Below are 17,232 nucleotides of genomic sequence, written 5' to 3' on the forward strand. Positions count from 1 at the left end.
ACCTTCTTACAACCTCTCCCTCTCACCCTCTCCCCCCACCCCCCCCTCTACCTCTTGTGGCGGCTCCCGCCCTCGGGCGGGAGCCACTGCCATCTGCCGGGAGGATCAGACCGCTTCCGCGCGCTTCGCGGGGAAGGCGTGCGTACGGGCGGCGAACACGAGGGCGATCAGCGGGATCACCAGCACCAGCACGGTCCACGGGAACGAGCCCGGGCCGGCCGCCGAGAGCAGCACCCCGCCGGCCACGCCGCCACCGGCCATGAACGAGTTCCAGACCGTGACCAGCAGGGCCTGGCCGCGGCTGCCGCCCGTGTTGGTGACGGCGGTCTGCAGCAGGGTGGCCAGGCCGCCCCAGCCGAGGCCCCACAGCACCATCGCCCCGTAGACGGCCACCGGGCTGCCCGGCGTCAGCGCGAGGAAGACCGCCGCCACGGTGAACAGGACGCAGCTGGCGATGGTCAGTTCGCGCAGGTAGCGGTCGATCAGCGTGCCGGTGATCCAGATGCTCAGCATCGAGGCGAGGCCGAAGACCAGGAGGACGGTGTCGCGGTTGTCCCCCAGTTTGTTCTCGTCGAGGAACGAGGCGATGTACGTGTAGAAGGTGTTGTGGGCGAGCACGTACGCGGCCACCACGACCAGGATGATCGACACCCCGGGCAGGCGCAGGGCCTGGAGGATCGGCTCGCGGTGCTCGGCCTTCTGCCCCGGGTGGTCGGGTACGGACGCGATGATCCAGAGCAGCAGCAGCACGGTGACGGCGGTGATCAGACCGAAGGTCAGGCGCCAGCCGAAGACCTTGCCGAGGAAGGTGCCCGCCGGGATGCCCAGCGACAGGGCGAGCGGGATGCCGATCATGGTGATCGCGATGGCCCGGCCGACCAGGTGCGGCGGCGCCAGCCGGCGCGCGTACACCACGAGTTCACCCCAGACGGCGGCCGCGGCCACACCGGCGACGAGACGGAACCCCATGGTCAGGACGTAGCTCGACGAGATGGCGGTGACCGTGTTGGCGAGGATGAAGGCCACCACCGCCACCAGGACCAGCTGCTTGCGGCGCCAGCCGGCCGTGGCGGCGGCGAGCGGGATGGCCGAGACGCCGGTGGCGATCGCGTAGATCGTCAGCGCCTGCCCCGCCGCGGACTCGCTGACCGAGAGGTCGCGCGCCATCTCGGGCAGCACGCCGGCGGGCAGCGCCTCGGTCAGCACCATCACGAAGGCGGCCGTGGCCAGGGCCAGCAGGGGGGACATCGGGAGCTTCCGGCTCTCCTCCGCGGAGGGTGTGTCCGGAGGGGAGCTTGCCGACAGCCCGGTCTGGGAGGTTGCCATGCTTGATACCTCGAACTCTCATACGAATGCGGATTCAGGACGCTGCTGCGGTACGGGGTGAGCCGACTGCGGGCGGAGAGCGGTTCGTCGCGTGCCGGTTCGTCGCACGCCAAAGCCCCCCGGCCCCCACGCAGCGCGCTGCCAGCCGCAACAACCGCCGACCGCCCGGTCATCCCGTTTCCCGCAGAGATGATGGACTTATTTATGTTCCGGCGGAAGTAGCGGGTGCGGCGAGCCCGGTGGACGGCACTCGGCGTGGCGTTGAACGGAGTTGACGAACCATCAAACGTGCAGCTCACGGGCCCGGAACGACTCTCCGGACAGTCGGCCGCGGGGGTGGCCGCGGGGCTTCCGATGCGGCGGCGAGACCGTCTCACATGGTGGACGCTCCGCAGGAACCCGCCTGCCCGGCGGGGCGGACAGCCCCACCGGGCAGGCGGATCGGGCCAGATAGGCGGGAACCGGCCAACGGCGGCGAGCCCCGAACGACTAGGCCGGGTAGTTGGACTGAGTGAACGTCACCTCGTTGTCCAGCACCACGCCGTGGCTCTTGAAGTCGATGGTGATGCGGTCGCCGTGGGCGATCCGGAAACCGTCGTGGAAGCTCGCCTTGTCGGCGCCGAGCAGGACGTAGTTGACCAGGCCCGGGCGGCGCAGCGCCGGGTACTCGAACAGGTTGTCCACCATGTCCTGGATCTTGAAGTACAGGGCGTCCTCGCCGCAGTCGAACGGGCCCTCCCAGGCGGGGACGCCGTCCCGCTCGATGACGACCCGGCCGGTCACCGAGGCCGGCGGCTCCCCGAGGAACAGCCACGGGGTGATCGAGGTGTCGCACAGCTTGCAGTACGGGTTCCAGCCCGGGTTCTGGATGTGCAGGCCGATGTCGCACAGGTCGTTGCCGAAGGTGTAGCCGACGTACCGCGGGTTGCCCGCGTCGTCGTTGACGTAGACGAGGGCCAGCTCCGGTTCCTCGATCAGCGCCACCGACTTCTCCGGGACGACCAGGGTCTCGCCGGGCAGCCGCAGCCAGGAACCGAAGCCCTTGAAGAACCAGTTCGGCGCGACGAACTCCTCGTCCTCGCCCGGCTCGCCCTCGAACTTCGACTTGTGGGTCCGCATGAAACCGCTCAACAGGGCGTTCCCGCTGGCCTCGGGCAGCAGCGGCGGCAGGTACTTCACCTGCTCCTCGCCGCCCTCGACGGTGATCGGGGTGACCTCGGCCTTGATCGCGGCGACGACGTCCTCGGCGGTCTCGGCGGCGATGAACTCGGCCTGCAGCCGGCCGTCGTTCACCCGGTACAGCGTCAGCGCCTGCCCGGGTACGGGCTTCTCGAAGCCCACGTACCGCTCACCCTGGTATTCGCATTCGAAAAGTACGGACATCTCGGTGGTCCTCCTAGGCTCGTTGGTGCGGTCGGCCCGGCAGGGGCCGGGTGGTGGACGGGGCGGTGAGGTCCGTCAGGACCTCGTCGACCCGGTCGATGGCGGCCCGGATCCACGGCAGCCCGAGCGGGTCGGCGGCCTCCAGGGCGGCGTGCTGCCGCTCCGCCGTCTCGCCGTAGAACCGGCTGGTGGCCGCGCGAAGCCGCAGCGGCTCGGCGGCCTCCCCGAAGGCCTCGGCGCCCAGCACGCCGACGCCGTAGCGGTCGGTGAGCAGCCGGGCCAGCTCCGTCCCGGTGCGCACCCCGTGGACGGAGCGGAGCCGCTCGCGCAGCGGCTCGAAGTCCGGGTACAGATAGCAGGTGGCGCGGACCGGCGCCAGCAGCGCTCCGGCGGCGGTGAACCGCTCGGCCGTCGCCGCGGCGACGATCCCGTGCAGCCGGCGCGAGGCCGCCACGTGCGCCACGATCTCCGGCGGCTCGCCGAAGGCGTACGCGGCCGCCACCTGGACGGGGGCGGGCGGGCTGGACCAGATCTGGCTGGCGATGGCGATCAGCCGGGCGTGGAGCCGGCGCCCGGCGGCGCCCTCGGGCAGCAGGGCGACGCCCGTCCGCCAGCCGCCCACCGCCAGGTTCTTGGTCAGCCCGGTGGTGACCACGGTGCGCTCGGGTGCGAACGCGGCCGGGGAGACCGCCGGCGTGGCCTGGTCGAAGACCAGGTCGCAGTAGATCTCGTCGGAGATGATGACGAGGTCCAGCTCCCGGGCCGCCTCGCCCAGCCGCCGGACGGTGTCGGGCGTGGCGACGGCGCCGGTGGGGTTGTCCGGCAGGGTGACGACGACGGAGCGCGGGTCGTGCCCGGCGGCGCGGGCCGCCAGGACCGTCTCGCGCAGCAGGTCCGGGTCCGGTACGCCGCCCTCCCCCGCCGGAACGGGGACCTTGAGGACGCGGGCGCCGACGAGCTCGGCCTGGGCGGCGTAGCTGACCCAGCTGGGCCGGGGGATCACCACGTCGCCGCCGACCGCCATGATCAGGGCGAACAGCAGGGCCTTGCTGCCCGGCCCGGCGACGACCAGCTCCGGGTCGGCGGCCAGACCGCGCCGCTGCCAGTAGCCGGCCGCCGCCGACCGCAGCTCCGGGCTGCCGGCCACCGGGCCGTAGGTGGACCGGTCGGCGGCGGCCGCCAGCCGGGCCCTCAGCTCGGGGTGGACCGGCAGGCCGATCTCGCCGCTGGCCATGATCAGGACCTGTTCGCCGGCGGCGCGTCTGCGGGCGAGGGCCTCGTCGGCGGCCAACGTCGCCGACAGGGTCACCTTCGCGGGCTCGGGCATGGGTGTGCTCCAGGGATCGGAGGGGGCTGGTGGTCGGCGGGGCGGGACCGGGGCGATCCGGCGTGGGTCACTGCCCGCCGTAGCGGCGGCGCAGCTCGGCCTTGCGGACCTTGCCGGTGAGCGTCTTCGGCAGGGCGTCGACGACCACCACGCGCTCCGGGAAGAAGCGCGGGTCCTGGCCGGCCTCGCGCAGCACGGCGTGGATCTCCTCCAGCCCCGGCTGCGCGCCGGCGGTGACGACCACCGCGAGGATCGGGTCGTCGCTGCGCCCGGTGGTCCCGACCAGCGCGGTCTCGGTCACCTCGGGGTGCCGGGAGATGATCGCTTCGAGTTCCGTCATCGGGACGACGGTGTCGTCGCGGATCAGGGCGTCCTTGGCCCGGCCGAGGATGCGGATGCCGCCGCGGCCGTCGTCGCGCGCGTAGTCCCCGGTGTCGAACCAGCCCTCGGCGTTGAACTCGGCGGCGAACACGTCCTCGCGCTTGTAGTACCCGAGGGCCTGCGCCGCGCCGCGCACCCGCAGCCGGCCGACCGGGGCGCGCTTGCCCGGGTCGTCGCGGTCGTCGACGCGCAGCTCCATGGAGTCGATCGGCCCGCCGTTGCTGCTGGCCGCCCAGTCCGGGTTGTAGTCGAGCCGGGTGATGGTGACCGGCCCGAACTCGGACATCCCCCACACCGAGTAGGTCCGGGCCCCGAGGGTCTCGCGCACCTCGTCCACCAGCTCCTGGAGCACCGGCGCGGAGCCGGTGACGGCGTGGCGCAGGGTGGAGACGTCGCGCGGGTCCTCCCGCTGGGACCTGGCGATGTCGGCCAGGGTGGACGGCGGACCGTAGACCAGCGTGGCGCCGTAGCGCTCGACCAGGTCGAGCAGGGCGGAGTTGCGCCGGACGTCCTGGAAGGCGACGGTGGCGCCGAGCATGACGCCGGTCAGGATGCCCTGGCCGAAGCCGGAGTAGTGGACGAGCGGGGTGGTGACGGCCGCGACCAGGCTGTCGTCGAGCAGGAAGGTGTCGGCGTAGCCCCGGACGGCCGCGTAGATGGTGTTCTGGCTGTGCAGCACGCCCTTGGACACCCCGGTGGTGCCCGAGGTGAAGAGCACCACGAACGGCTCGTCGGGCGTGAGTTCGCGCCCGTCCAGCTCGCCCGCGCGCTGCTCCTCCCACGGGACGCCGACGAAGTGCTCGTCGAAGGAGAGCGTCCCGGCGTCCCGGCCGCCGACCACCACCACGTGCTCCAGCGGAAGTTCGGCCTTCAGCGCGGTGAGGTGGGCGGCCAGCGGGTAGCCGTTCCACTCCGGGACGGTGATGCAGACCCGGGCGCCGGTGAGCTCCAGGCGGTGCCGCAGCTCCTCCTCCTGGCAGACCGGGTCGATCGGGCAGATGACCGCGCCGACCCGGATGCAGGCGAACAGCAGCGGCACCGTCTCCCACCGGTTGGGGAGCTGGACGGCGACGAAATCGCCACGCTCGACGCCGAGTTCCACCAGCGCCAGGGCGAAGCGGTCGGTCAGCACGGCCAGTTCGGAGTAGTCCAGGGTGTCCGTGCGCGCCTCGCCGATCCGGCGGGCCGCGACGGCGAGCTTGCGCGGCCGCAGCCGGGCCTGGCGGCGCAGGTCGTCGAGGAAGGTCTCCTCGCGCCACCAGCCGCGCCGCAGGTACTCGGCCGCGCTGCCCCGGGGCGGGGCCTGGTCCGGGCCGACGGACGGGCCGGCGGTCATCCGCGCTCCTTGCGGCGGGCGGCGAGCAGCTCGGGCAGCGGGTCGCCGGCGCGGGCGGCGGCGATCTCCAGCAGGTCGCGGGTGTTCTGCCGCACCCGGTCGCCGACCCAGTCGAAGACCCAGGCCTTGCGGGCCTCCGCCTCCAGGTGGAACGGCACGACCCGGGTGACAGCGAGGGCCGCCGAGCCGGCGCCCCCGATGTTGGCGATCACGCCGGGGACGACGGTGGCGCCCGCGGCCAGCACCTTGGCCTTGCCCTCGGTGCTGGAGGCGAGGTTGCCGCCCTCCACCACCAGGCGCGAGCGCAGCCGGTGCGCGTTGTCGGCGTTGATCGCGTGCTTCTGCGCCGCCAGGATCAGCAGGTCGGCGTCGACGTCGAGCCAGGCGTCCGGCTCGCCGGACTGGGTGACGCCCTGCGGCAGGCGGGAGCGGTCGATCCGGCCGAACTCGTCGGTGATGGCGACCAGGTCGGCCACCGGCAGCCGGTCCGCGCTGATGGTGCCCTGGACGTCGGCGACGCCCACCACGGTGTGGCCGCGGTCCTCCAGGAACCGGGCGACGGCACGGCCCACCGCACCGAAGCCCTGCACCACGACCCGGGCCGACCCGGTGCGGCCGCTGGCCTCCAGCGCGGTGACCGCGGCCACCCCCACACCGTGCCCGGTGCAGTCGATCAGCGGCTCGTAGTAGGTGCGCCAGTCGATCGGCATGTCCGGGGCACCCAGCCGGAAGCGCGGGTCGTAACCGGCCTCCGCGAAGAACACCGCCCGGTCCGCGGGGGTGACGCCCATGTCGATGCCGAGGTGGATGCCGCCGTGCAGCAGCGGCTTCACCGTCCGGCCGAAGGTCCGGAAGGTCTCCTCGCGGTCGGTGCCGTCGGAGACGATGCCGGCCTTGGCGCCGCCGATGCGCAGCCCGGCGAGGGTGAACTTGTCGGTCATGTCGCGAGCCAGGCCCGCCACTTCCTCCTCGGTGACCCCGGTGGTCATCCGGGTGCCGCCCATGGCCAGGCCGTCGACGAGGGAGTCGACGACCACCCAGCCCTTGATCGCACCACCGCTGCCGTTGAGGTGAACGGCGAATGCCGGCGCCTGGGTCTCTTCCACAGTCATGTGCGCATTCCTTCGGTACCTAGATGGGTTCATGATGTGACGGTCCGTCAGCCAGGCGCGCCGGCCGTCGCGGACGACTCGGCCGTACGCGCCTGCTGACGGATCGTCACTGGTAGAGCTGTGCGAAGCCTCGCAGAATCTCCAGACCGTCGGCGCGGAACTCCAGATGTGCCTGGGCCCCGTGGATCCGCCCGTCCTCGGAGCGGATGAACTCCACCGGGGCGTGCTCCGAGCGGCCGATCGAGCGGAAGCCCTCGGGCGCCTCCTGGAGGTAGAGGGTGTGCCGGTGGAACACCGTCACGGTCGGCTTCACATGGGTGAAGAGCGGCTCCTCCTTGTCGACCTGCACCTCGTAGCCGCCCACCCGCTGCGGCCCCTCGGCGAGCCGGCCGCCGGCCGCGACGGCGATGATCTGCATGCCGCCGCAGATCCCGAAGACCGGGACGTCGGCATGGGTCACGAGGTCGATCAGCGGCCGGTAGAAGTCGCTGTCATAGGCCCGCACCTTGGTACCGCTCAGCACGATCGCCTGGTAGCGGCCACCGAGGTCGGCGGGCACCTCCTCGGCTCGGACGACGTCCGTCTCCGAACCCAGCTCCTCGAAGCGGCCGCGGAGCTGCTTCAGCGACAGCGTTCCGTTGTTGACGACTAGCACACGGGATTTCGCCACGTACCCTGCTCCTCACGCTCGTGTGATGACGGTTCCGGTGCGCTCGGCGATCAGGTCCGTCACGGGTGCGCTGCCGATGACGACACGGTCCACTCCCCGGTCCAGGGCCTCCCCCGCGGCGCGCAGCTTCTTGCGCATGCCGCCGGTGGCGCCCTTGTCCCGGAACCGGGCCGCGGCCTCCGCCGTGATCCGGCGCACCGGCTGATCGTCGATCAGCAGGTGCGCGACATCGGTGACCAGGACCAGCTGTTCGGCCCCGATGCCGCCGGCGACGGCGGCAGCGGCCCGGTCGCCGTCGGTGTTCACCTCCCGGCCCGCCGCGTCCCGCGCGAGCGGGGTGACGAGGTAGGCGTGGCCGGCCTTGAGGTTCTTCAGCACCACCGGGTCCACCCCGGTGATCGGGCCGACGAGGTTCTCCAGCTCGACGAGCTGCTTCTCCTTCCACCACCAGCGCTCACCCTCGCCGGCGGTCACCAGGCCGTCGCTGCCGAGCACCCGCTCGGCGGTGATGCCGCGCTGCTCCAGGCGTCGCAGGACGTCCTCGGCGAGCTCGGCACTGACGGTCTTGATGTCCTCGATGACCTCGGGCGTCGTCCACCGGCTCTGGTTGCCGTACCGGTCGCGCAGGATCGCCGAGGGCTCGTGGTAGCGGGGGCTGAGGTTCTTCAGCGGCTTGGACCAGCCGTGCACGAGGACCAGCGGGCGGTCCCGGCCGAACCGGGCCAGGTCGTCCCACCAGGTGCCGGCGAGGTCGTCGACCGTGCTGCCGCCGAGCTTGACGACGGTCGGGGTGTCGGTGGCTGCCGTCCCGGTCATGCCGGCATCACCGGCTGCTGGGTCAGCCCGGTCTCCTCGGGCAGGCCGAAGCGCAGGTTGAGGGCCTGGATCGCCTGGCCCGCCGCGCCCTTGACCATGTTGTCCAGCGCCGCCAGGACGACGATCCGCCCGGCCTCCTCGTCGTGCAGGACGGACACGTCGCAGAAGTTCGAACCCAGCACGGCCTGCGGGTCCGGCACCGGGATCAGCGTCTCGTTGTGCCGGCGGACCCGCACGAACGGGCGCTGCTTGTAGAAGCGCAGGTACGCGCGGTGCAGGCTGCGCGCGTCCACCTCGTCGTCGGTGAAGACGTAGGTGCTGGCCATCAGGCCGCGCACGTGCGACACCCCGTACGCCGACATGCTGAGCGAGTCGATCCCGCCCGGCTTGCTGCGCTCCAGGAAGTCCTTGACCTCCGCCGCGTGCCGGTGCCCCGCCGGTGCGTACGGCGCGATGGCGCCGTTGCGCAGCGGGTGCAGGTCGGCTGTCCGCAGGGACAAGCCCCCGCCGCTGGAGCCGGTCTTGCCGTCCACCACCACGGTCCTCAGGTTGAGGCCGAGGCCGATCACCAGCGGGGCGAGCCCGAGGGTGATCGCGGTGGCGAAGCAGCCCGGCAGCGAGATCAGCGCGGCGCCGGGCAGCTGGTCGCCGACCAGCTCCGGGACGCCGTAGACGAACCGGTCCGCCAGGCCGTCGGCACGGTGCACGTCCGGGTACCACCGGTCGTGCAGCGCCGGCGTCTGGATCCGGAAAGCGCCGCTGAGGTCGATGACACAGGGCACCTCGTCGGCCAGCCGCGCCGCCAGCTCCGCCGAGGCGGTCGCGGGCGTGGCGAGCAGGACGACGTCGCACCGGCCGCTGAGGTCCGTGCCGACCGGTTCGATGGTCAGCCCGAGGTCCAGCCGCAGGCCCGGGTGGAGCTCGGCCGGGCGGCGCCCCGCGCTGGCGTTGCCGCCGAGGAAGGTCAGCTCCAGCTCGGGGTGCTGGGTGATCAGCCTGATCAGTTCACCGCCGGCGAGCCCGGAGGCCCCGATGATGCCGACCCGGATCATCCGATCTCCTCCCGTACGTAGCGGCCGATGGCCGCGGCGATGTCCACCCCGGTGGCCGAGGCGACCGCCCGGAAGGCCGGTGCGTGGTTGACCTCGTTGACCACGTAGCCGTCGGGCGTCGCGAAGAGGTCGATGCCGAAGATGCCCTCGCCGAGGACGTCCAGCACCCCGTCGACGATCTTCTGCACCTCGGGGTCGAGGTCGACGGCGCGGTTGCGGTTGCCCAGCGCCGCGTTGCTGCGCCAGTCCGTCCCCGCGCTGTGGAACTCGGCGATGGCGACCAGCTCGCGGCCGACCACGAAGCAGCGCAGCGAGGATCCGCCGGCCAGGTAGGGCTCGATCAGCGAGGCCTGCTCGAAGCCGTGCCCGAGGTCCTCGACGTAGTCGTAGACCGAGTGCGCGGAGTCCGCGTCCCGCAGCAGGGTGACCCGCTTGCCCATGCCGCCGAAGACCGGCTTCAGCACGACCGGCGGCGGCAGTTCGGCCAGGGCCTTCTCGAAGTCCCGGCGGGACAGCACGAGCCGGAAGTCGGGCACCGGCACGCCGGCGGCACGCAGCTGGGCGCGCAGCGTCAGCTTGTTCTCACAGGCCTGGATGGCCGAGACGGTGTTCAGGGTGGGGATCCGGGCCGCCTCCGCGACGGTGGCGATCAGACCGCCCCGCGTGTAGCTGCGGCTGCGGACGAGCACGGCGGCGTAGCCCCCGAGCGAGGCCGACTCCTGGTCACCCAGGGCGAGCGACTCGTCGTTCACCCACTCGACGCTCAGGCCCAGGCCCGCGGCCGCGTCGATCAGCCGGCGCTCTTCCCAGCCGACCCGGTCGGCGACGATGGCGACAGTTCGCTCCATGGGCTTACTGACCCCAATCGCGAAGCTGCACCTCGACCATCTGGAGGCTGAGCCGGCCCTCCACGACGTCCTCCACCCGGAGCGTCAGCATGCACTCGGGGCAGGCGATGGTCTCGCCCTGCACCATCGGCGGGGTGGTCAGATCGGTCTCGCATTCGGGGCACAGGCCGGTCAACGTGCCAGCAGACATTGTCATCTCCGTAGTCGTTCTCTGGTGGATGTGGATCCGGTGGTGGTGAAAGCCGGACCGGGGTGGGACCGGTCAGACGGACTGGAACTCGACGGCCGCCTTGCGGATCGCGTCGCGGTCCAGCAGGTCGCGGTCGTCGCGCTCCTGACGGACGGTCAGCCAGGACGTGAAGGCGGCGACGTCGACCGACTCGGCCAGCTCGTCGAGCGCCCAGGTGACCAGCGGTGTGGTCAGCCGGGTGCGCACCCGCAGCTCGCGGGAGTTCCCGACGATCTCCGGGGCCAGCGTCTCGTAGGCCTCGGGGTGGGTCAGCTGGCCGGGCAGCTCGTAGGCGAAGGCGTGCGGGGCCGTGGGGCCGGACTGGAAGGCGTCGCCGAGCCGGGCGCCGCGCAGCGCGGCGTTGGTGAGCTCGGTGAGGTGGCTCAGGTCGAAGCGGGTGTCGCCGTAGACCACCCGCAGCGAGGTGAGCAGCTCGGCCAGCGGGGCGTTGCCGCCGCGCTCCCCGATGCCGCCGGCCGTCGCGGAGATCCACTTCGCCCCAGCGCGGTAGGCGGCCAGCGAGTTGGCGACCGCCATGCCCAGCATGTTGTGCGAGTGGATCTCGATCTCGGAGCCGTCGATCTCGGTGATGCTGCGGATCTGACGCTCCATCTGCCACGGCGACAGGTAGGCGACGGTCTCCGCCAGCCGGAACCGGTCGGCGCCGGCCGCGAAGCCCGCCTCGACGTAGGGGACGAGCCGTTCCCTGGGCGTGCGGGCACCGTCCTCACCGCTGAAGGTGACGTGGAAGCCGCGCTCCTTGGCCGCGACGATCGCCGCCCGGGCCACCGCGATCAGGTACTTGGTGCTGGAGGAGCTCAGCTTGAGGGCCGCATGCTGCTCCGAGGTCGGGATCGAGAACATCACGGACCGCACGCCGAGCCGCTTGGCCTCGTCCAGCGCCGTGACCACCTGCTGGCGGTCCCGCACCACGACCAGGCTCAGCGAGCGCTCCGGGCCCACCGACTCGTGGGTGGCGAGGATGAGGTCGGCGTCCTTGGTCGACGGGCCGGAGATCATCCCGACCTCGACCAGCTCGACGCCGGTGCGGACCAGGAGGTCGGCGATGTGGGCGGCGTCCTTGGGGCCGAACTCGACGCCGGCCATGTGCGCGGAGTCCCGCAAGGTCGCGTCGGACAGGTGGGGCAGCCCCTGCGGGGGCACGTCTTCCTTCAGGTGCTCTGCTGGTGCCATGTGCGTTCCCTCCTTTTCCGGAGCCGGGTTCCCATTCGCGCTGACCTCGGCTCCGGCCTGAATTCTCGCGATGCGGCATGTACGAATGGAGCAGGGCCGAAAGAGCGACGATGCGCAGTGCGCTCGACGAATATGGTGGTCGATCGCGCTGTGAAGGGACAACACTGCCAATGTCAGGAGCTTGTCAAGGACTGTGATGGAACGTCATGGACGGTGAGCTGTGCGGACTTCTCGTCGGCATGCCGACAATTTCCTGGACAGCCTCCGAGGGCACCTGTATCGCTGAATAGGCGCGCGAAATCCGCGCCGAGCGGCGGGAGGCCGGCGGCATTGCCCCGCGAGTCGTTCGAGCGCCCCCGACGGTGTGCCGCCCCGTACCGCCGCACCCCCCTCCACCCGAGAACGGAGCCATGGACACGTGAGAACGGACCGGTCGAACCGTGCGCACGCACCCCGCAGTGCCGGGGGAAGCGACCACTTACCGAACTGAGCACCGCCCGTAGAAAGGAGAGAACTTCCGATGGTTGTTCCACTGGAACTCAAGCCCGCCCCCCAGGGGTCCGGCGATCCGTCGTCGGCCGCCGCGGCCCGCGAGCTGGCCGAGCGCGTCGCGCGGCCGACCGCGGCCGAGCGGGACCGCGACCACCGCTGGGACCCGGCCCTCTTCGCCGAACTGGCCGGCGCCCGGCCCGGCCCCGGCCTCGCCGGACCGCTGGTCCCGCGCGCCCTCGGCGGCGGCGGCCTCAGCGCCACCCAGACCTGTGCCCTCCTCGAAGGCCTCGGCGAAGGCGCCCGCGACCCGGGCCTCGCCCTCGCCGTCGGCGTCCACGCGGTGCTCGCCACCGTGCCGCTGCGCGCCTTCGGCAGCCCCCGCCAGCGCGAGCGCTACCTGCCCCTGATGGCCTCCGGCGACTGGATCGGCGCGGTGTCCCTGCGGCAGACCCAGGGCGCCGCCCTCGCCCCGACCGTCACCGCCCGCCCCGGCACGCCGGGGCTCGGCGGCTGGGTGCTCACGGGCGAGCTGGACCTCGTCGCCGGCGGCCCGGTGGCCCACCACTTCCTGGTCGTCGCCACGCACGACGGCGGCGGCCGGACGGCCTTCGTCCTGGACCGCTCCACCCCCGGACTGCTGATCACCGAGTCGGCGCCGGCCGCCATGCGCACCTGCGCCTGGGGACGCCTCGTCCTGGACGGCTGCCACGTCCCGGACGACGCGGTGCTGGGCAGCGTCGGCGGCGCCGGGACCGAGGTGGAGCCGCTGCTGGCCTCGCTCGACTGGGTCTTCTCCAGCGCACCCTGGCTCGGCGTCATGCGGGCCCTGGTCCGGGACGCCGTCGACGGCGTCGGCGAGCGCCGGGTCTTCGGCCGGCCCCTCGTGCACGCCCAGTCCGCCCGGTTCACCCTGGCCGACCTCGCCACCCGCTGCGAGCTGGCCTCCGGACTGCTCTACCGGGCCGCCGGACAGTTCGACTCAGGCGGCCGGCCCACCCGCCAGGACGCCGCCACCGCGCGGCTCTTCGTGGCCGCCGCCGCGCGGACGGTCGCCGAGGGGGCCGCGCGCCTGTCCGGCCCGCTCGCGCTGACCACCGACCACCTGATCGCGCGGGCCCACCGCGACGCCCTGTTCTTCGCCGAGACCGGGGGCGGCACCGAGGTGCTGCGCCCGGTGATCGCCGCGTCCCTGCTCGGGCTCGGCTGACGTGAGGACCGATACCGACATGACCGACACACCACACGGCACCGTCCTCAGCTTCCCGGGCACCGCCTCCCGGGCCGCCGAGACCGACGCGACGGGCCGGATGCCTTCGCCGAACTGGACGGAGATCATCGACAGCGGCTACCTGCGGCTGTTCCACCCGGAGTCCTCGGGCGGCAGCGGCGCCGACGGCCTCACCCAGCTGGCGGCCATGGAGGCGCTCGCCCGCGCCTGCCCGGGCAGTTACTGGACCGCCACCGTGTCCGGCCTGCTGTGCGGCAAGCTGATCTCCCGCTACAGCCGGCCCAGCGAGTACGACCGGCTGCTGAAGCCGCTGATCTCCGGCGAGAAGCTGGCCTGCTTCGCCATCGTGGAACCGCCCGCGGGCAGCGACGCCGGGACCTACACCACCACGGTCCGGCCGGCCGGAGCCCCCGGCGAGGGGTTCGTCATCAACGGCGAGAAGGCCAAGATCACCAATGCGCCGGACGCGGACGTGGCCGTCACACTCGCCCGCCGGCAGAAGGCCCCCGGCGACGAGGGCCACGACTGGTGCCTCGCCTTCGTGGACCTGAACCAGCCCGGCGTCCGCCGCTACGAGACGCCGCGGATGGGCCTGCGCGGCATGCCGTGGGGCGGCATCGTCTTCACCGAGGCCACCGTCTCCGAGGCCGACGTGGTGCCCGTGCCGTTCGGCGAACTGGCCGGTGAGCTGGCCGAACTGATGGCCTGGGGCTGGCTGCTGATCTCCGTCTCGGCCATCGCCATCGCCGAGTCCGCGCTGGACGCCTCGGTCCGGTATGCGGGTGAGCGGGTCTCCTTCGGGCGGCCCCTGGCGCACATGGAGGGCGTGCAGACCCAGCTCGCCGAGTCCCGGGCCCAGATCGACGCCGCCCGGGTGCTGGCCCGCCGGGCGGTGACCGAGCTCGCCGCCGGCCGGTCGGCCCGGGAGGCGATCGCCATGCTCAAGATCTACGCCACCGAGATGGCCGTCGAGGTCGCCGCCCGCGCCGTGCAGATCCACGGCGCGGCCGGCGTCACCCGGGGCCACGAGGTGGAGCGCCTCTACCGAGACGCCCAGATGAACGTCATCGGCGGGTTCACCTCCAACCGGCTGCGGGAGACGGTCGCCGAGAGCCTGGGCCTGGGCCCGGCGGTCTACCGGCCGTTCGACTGGGTGGCACCGGCCGGTCTCGGTACCGATCCGGCGGGCTTCGACGGCCTCACCCGGCCCGCCGGGGCCGTTCCCGCGTAGCTCCGCGGTCCGGCACCACCCGGGGGTTCTTCCGGCCCGCCGCAGGCCGGGCCGGAAGAACCCCCGGATACCGGGACCGGCCGGCCGGCCAGCCGGCCGGTCGAATTCCCGGCGGACCGGAATTCGTCACGGCGAATTCATCTCCGGCAACACCACGGGTACGTTCCTCCGGCGTAGTGCCGGGAATCCGTGAGGGGAATCCGTGACGGAAATCCGTGGCTCGAACCGGTGGCGGGAATCCGGGCCGACCCGCCGGGCGGCTTCCCGGCACTCCCGGGCATTTCCCGGGGCCGACCGGCCGGGGCCATTCGCGAGGCGGCCCCGGCCGGTCGGCCGGTATTCACCGACGGGTCTGCTCGCCCCCTCCCGGAGGGTCGTGATGATGGCCGAGAAGTCCAGCCCCGCTCCCTCAGCGGCGGCGAAGTCCGCGTGCAACTCCGCTGCCCTCAGGCCGAGTTCCACCGGCAGGCCGGCGGCCTTGACCGCTCCGGCGGCCAGTTCGAAGTCCTTGGCCATCAACGCGGCGGCGAAGCCGGCCCGGTCGTCATGGTTGGCGGGGCCGGCCGGCACCGGGCCGGAGACGGGCCAGTTGCCGGTCAGCGCCCAGCACTGGCCGGAGGCGGCCGAGGCGACGTCGAACAGCGCCTGGTGGCTGAGCCCGAGCTCTCCCCCAGCACGAACGCCTCGCTGACCGCGATCATCGAGATCCCGAGGATCACGCTGTTGCAGATCTTCGCGGCCTGCCCGGCGCCCGCGGGGCCGCAGTGCACGACCTTGGCCCATCGCCGCCGGCACCGGTCCGGCGGCGGCGAGGTCCGCCGCCGCGGCGCCCACCATGAAGGTGAGGCTCCCGGCGGTCGCGCCGGGCACGCAGCCGGAGACCGGCGCGTCGATCGCGACGAAACCGGCCGTCTCCGCCACGGATCATCACAAGCCTGCTCCCGGATCACTGCGCGCCGCCCGGTCTTCCCGGCTGGGTGCCAGTGACTGGTACTGCGACGACGCACTCTCCGGTCACAGTGGCGGGACCGTGCCGGATTCACACCGGCTTCGCTGCACTGCGGGCCTTGTTCACGACCATTTAGTCGGGCGCCCTAGTGCTTGATTCCTCAAGTCATGGGTATAGATGCTGTGTTGGTTGAGTTGGTGGGTTGATCGGGGGTGGGGTGTGCCGGGGTTGTTGCAGGCCCGGGCCGCTGTGGGGGCGGACGAGGAGAGGGCGATCGTCAGGTTGGCCAGGGCGCGGAAGGCGCCGGCGGATCTGGTGATGCGGGCGCGGATCATCGAGCTGAGCTGGAACGGCCTGCGGGTGGCGGCGATCGCCGCAGAGCTGGGCTGCCACGCGAAGACGGTCCGCTGGTGGCTCCACCGGTTCAACGATCTCGGCCTGGAGGGGATGGAGGACCGGCCGATCACCGGCCGGCCCCGGCGGCTGACCGAGGCCGAGCGGTCTCGGATCATCGCCCTGGTCAAGCAGGTGCCGCCCGGACGGCCGACCAGGCAGGCGGACGGGGAACTCGCCCCCGCCGACGAGGCCGGCCCGCCGCAGTGGACGCTGGACGCGCTGGCCGAGCAGGCCCGGCGACTGGGGATCGAGGTCAAACGCTCCCAGGTCCGCCGGATCCTGCTCGCCGAGGGCGCGCGTGGCGCCGTACCCGTTCGTGGACCCGGTCGAAGGACCGGGACTTCGAGGGAAAAGGACGCGGATCATCGGTCTCTACACCTGCCCGCCCGACGGTGCGACGGTCGTCTGCGCCGACGAGCTCGGACCGGTGATCCCACGCACGTTCCCGCCGGCGCCGGGCTGGTCACCGGACGGGCACCGCATCAAGAACGAGATCGACTACTCCCGCGGCCCGGAGAAGACCTGGGTCTACGGGGGCCTTCGCGTCCGGGACGGGCAGCAGATCACGATGACCGCCTCCTCCCGCAACAGCGTCTTCTACCAGCAGTTCCTCCAGCTGGTCGAGGACGCCAACCCCACAGGCGACATCTATGTGGTGACCGACAACCTGTCATCCCACAACAGCGTCTCCACCCGGGCCTGGCTCGAGAGCCACCCGCGCATCAAGCACGTCTTCATACCCGTCGGCGCGTGCTGGCTCAACCTCCAGGAAGCCTGGTGGCGCATCTTCCGCAAGGCAGCCCTCGCCGGCCACTCCTTCGCCGACCCCGACGAGATCACCCAGGCCACCCGAATCGCAACCGCCCAGCTCAACGCCCGCGCCCGACCCTGGATCTGGGGCCGACCCGCCCCACCAACCCGACAACTGCGACACCGTTATGTGTACCTGCTTTAAGGAACGAAGCACTAGTAAGTCCAGGGTGCCGCCGCGCCCGCCCTGCCCGCCTTGGGCAGCCCTCACGGATGCCCTGGCGGTCGCCGGCCCGACCGCTGTGACGCTCCGTGGCCAAGCCCCGGGGAGGTCGCAGGCGGGCCCGACTGCGTCGGCACCTGGCTGGTGGCGTCTTTCTCCGGGAACGCAAAGAACCCCCTGATCCGTACGGATCAGGGGGTTCTTTGGAATGATTGTTCGGCGGCGTCCTACTCTCCCACAGGGTCCCCCCTGCAGTACCATCGGCGCTGTGAGGCTTAGCTTCCGGGTT

General features: G+C 72.2%; 14 protein-coding genes, 1 rRNA gene, 2 pseudogenes and 1 riboswitch. Of the genes and pseudogenes, 4 read left to right on the forward strand and 13 right to left on the reverse strand.

What is annotated here, in order from left to right:
• Positions 1 to 105: 105 nt before the first annotated feature.
• The 11 genes from ABZ497_RS34820 to ABZ497_RS34870 form a co-directional block, all read right to left on the reverse strand.
• Positions 106 to 1,248 carry an MFS transporter gene (locus ABZ497_RS34820; RefSeq protein WP_359811641.1) on the reverse strand — a complete coding sequence of 381 codons (1,143 nt, stop codon included), beginning with the start codon at positions 1,246 to 1,248 and terminating at the stop codon, positions 106 to 108.
• A gap of 567 nt (positions 1,249 to 1,815) precedes the next feature.
• Positions 1,816 to 2,709, reverse strand: coding sequence for a fumarylacetoacetate (FAA) hydrolase (locus ABZ497_RS34825; RefSeq protein WP_329490291.1), 894 nt, complete (start codon positions 2,707 to 2,709; stop codon positions 1,816 to 1,818).
• A 13-nt stretch (positions 2,710 to 2,722) separates the two neighbouring features.
• Positions 2,723 to 4,036, reverse strand: a complete 1,314-nt coding sequence (locus ABZ497_RS34830) for a pyridoxal phosphate-dependent aminotransferase (protein ID WP_359811643.1) — start codon at positions 4,034 to 4,036, stop codon at positions 2,723 to 2,725.
• A gap of 67 nt (positions 4,037 to 4,103) precedes the next feature.
• Entirely contained in the window at positions 4,104 to 5,753 is a 1,650-nt protein-coding gene (locus tag ABZ497_RS34835) for an AMP-binding protein (protein WP_329490289.1), read from the reverse strand.
• On the reverse strand, positions 5,750 to 6,865 hold the full coding sequence (locus ABZ497_RS34840; protein ID WP_359811646.1) for a Glu/Leu/Phe/Val dehydrogenase dimerization domain-containing protein: 1,116 nt from the start codon (positions 6,863 to 6,865) through the stop codon (positions 5,750 to 5,752). Before ABZ497_RS34840 ends, ABZ497_RS34835 begins: the two co-directional genes overlap by 4 nt.
• 106 nt (positions 6,866 to 6,971) lie before the next feature.
• Complete coding sequence (locus tag ABZ497_RS34845; protein ID WP_329490287.1) at positions 6,972 to 7,535, reverse strand: gamma-glutamyl-gamma-aminobutyrate hydrolase family protein; 564 nt, start codon at positions 7,533 to 7,535, stop codon at positions 6,972 to 6,974.
• A 12-nt stretch (positions 7,536 to 7,547) separates the two neighbouring features.
• Positions 7,548 to 8,351 carry an acetylglutamate kinase gene (locus ABZ497_RS34850; protein ID WP_359811649.1) on the reverse strand — a complete coding sequence of 268 codons (804 nt, stop codon included), beginning with the start codon at positions 8,349 to 8,351 and terminating at the stop codon, positions 7,548 to 7,550.
• Complete coding sequence (argC, locus tag ABZ497_RS34855) at positions 8,348 to 9,403, reverse strand: N-acetyl-gamma-glutamyl-phosphate reductase (RefSeq protein WP_329490285.1); 1,056 nt, start codon at positions 9,401 to 9,403, stop codon at positions 8,348 to 8,350. The genes ABZ497_RS34850 and argC overlap by 4 nt, the downstream gene beginning before the upstream one ends.
• On the reverse strand, positions 9,400 to 10,251 hold the full coding sequence (locus tag ABZ497_RS34860) for a RimK family alpha-L-glutamate ligase (protein ID WP_359811652.1): 852 nt from the start codon (positions 10,249 to 10,251) through the stop codon (positions 9,400 to 9,402). Before ABZ497_RS34860 ends, argC begins: the two co-directional genes overlap by 4 nt.
• A gap of 4 nt (positions 10,252 to 10,255) precedes the next feature.
• Positions 10,256 to 10,441, reverse strand: a complete 186-nt coding sequence (locus tag ABZ497_RS34865; RefSeq protein ID WP_329490283.1) for a lysine biosynthesis protein LysW — start codon at positions 10,439 to 10,441, stop codon at positions 10,256 to 10,258.
• A gap of 72 nt (positions 10,442 to 10,513) precedes the next feature.
• On the reverse strand, positions 10,514 to 11,674 hold the full coding sequence (locus tag ABZ497_RS34870; protein ID WP_359811655.1) for an isopropylmalate synthase: 1,161 nt from the start codon (positions 11,672 to 11,674) through the stop codon (positions 10,514 to 10,516).
• A 520-nt stretch (positions 11,675 to 12,194) separates the two neighbouring features.
• Between ABZ497_RS34870 and ABZ497_RS34875 the strand changes: the two genes are divergently transcribed.
• Complete coding sequence (locus ABZ497_RS34875) at positions 12,195 to 13,373, forward strand: acyl-CoA dehydrogenase family protein (protein WP_359811657.1); 1,179 nt, start codon at positions 12,195 to 12,197, stop codon at positions 13,371 to 13,373.
• 19 nt (positions 13,374 to 13,392) lie between these two features.
• The gene (locus ABZ497_RS34880; RefSeq protein WP_359811660.1) at positions 13,393 to 14,625 is read left to right on the forward strand and encodes an acyl-CoA dehydrogenase family protein; all 1,233 of its coding nucleotides are present in this window, start codon (positions 13,393 to 13,395) and stop codon (positions 14,623 to 14,625) included.
• A 363-nt stretch (positions 14,626 to 14,988) separates the two neighbouring features.
• On the opposite strand, the pseudogene ABZ497_RS34885 reads toward ABZ497_RS34880, so the two are convergent.
• Positions 14,989 to 15,534: pseudogene (locus ABZ497_RS34885) on the reverse strand (NAD-binding protein); the annotation flags it as partial.
• Positions 15,535 to 15,557: 23 nt separating this feature from the next.
• A riboswitch (cobalamin riboswitch) is annotated at positions 15,558 to 15,680 on the reverse strand.
• Positions 15,681 to 15,892: 212 nt separating this feature from the next.
• On the opposite strand from ABZ497_RS34885, the pseudogene ABZ497_RS34890 reads away from it, so the two are divergent.
• Positions 15,893 to 16,192: pseudogene (locus tag ABZ497_RS34890) on the forward strand (helix-turn-helix domain-containing protein); the annotation flags it as partial.
• A 142-nt stretch (positions 16,193 to 16,334) separates the two neighbouring features.
• Complete coding sequence (locus tag ABZ497_RS34895) at positions 16,335 to 16,925, forward strand: IS630 family transposase (protein WP_359811663.1); 591 nt, start codon at positions 16,335 to 16,337, stop codon at positions 16,923 to 16,925.
• A 232-nt stretch (positions 16,926 to 17,157) separates the two neighbouring features.
• Here ABZ497_RS34895 and rrf read toward each other — a convergent pair.
• Positions 17,158 to 17,232, reverse strand: a 5S ribosomal RNA gene (rrf, locus tag ABZ497_RS34900); the annotation flags it as partial.

The sequence above is a fragment of the Kitasatospora sp. NPDC005751 genome (genome assembly GCF_040630835.1).
GTDB lineage: Bacteria > Actinomycetota > Actinomycetes > Streptomycetales > Streptomycetaceae > Kitasatospora.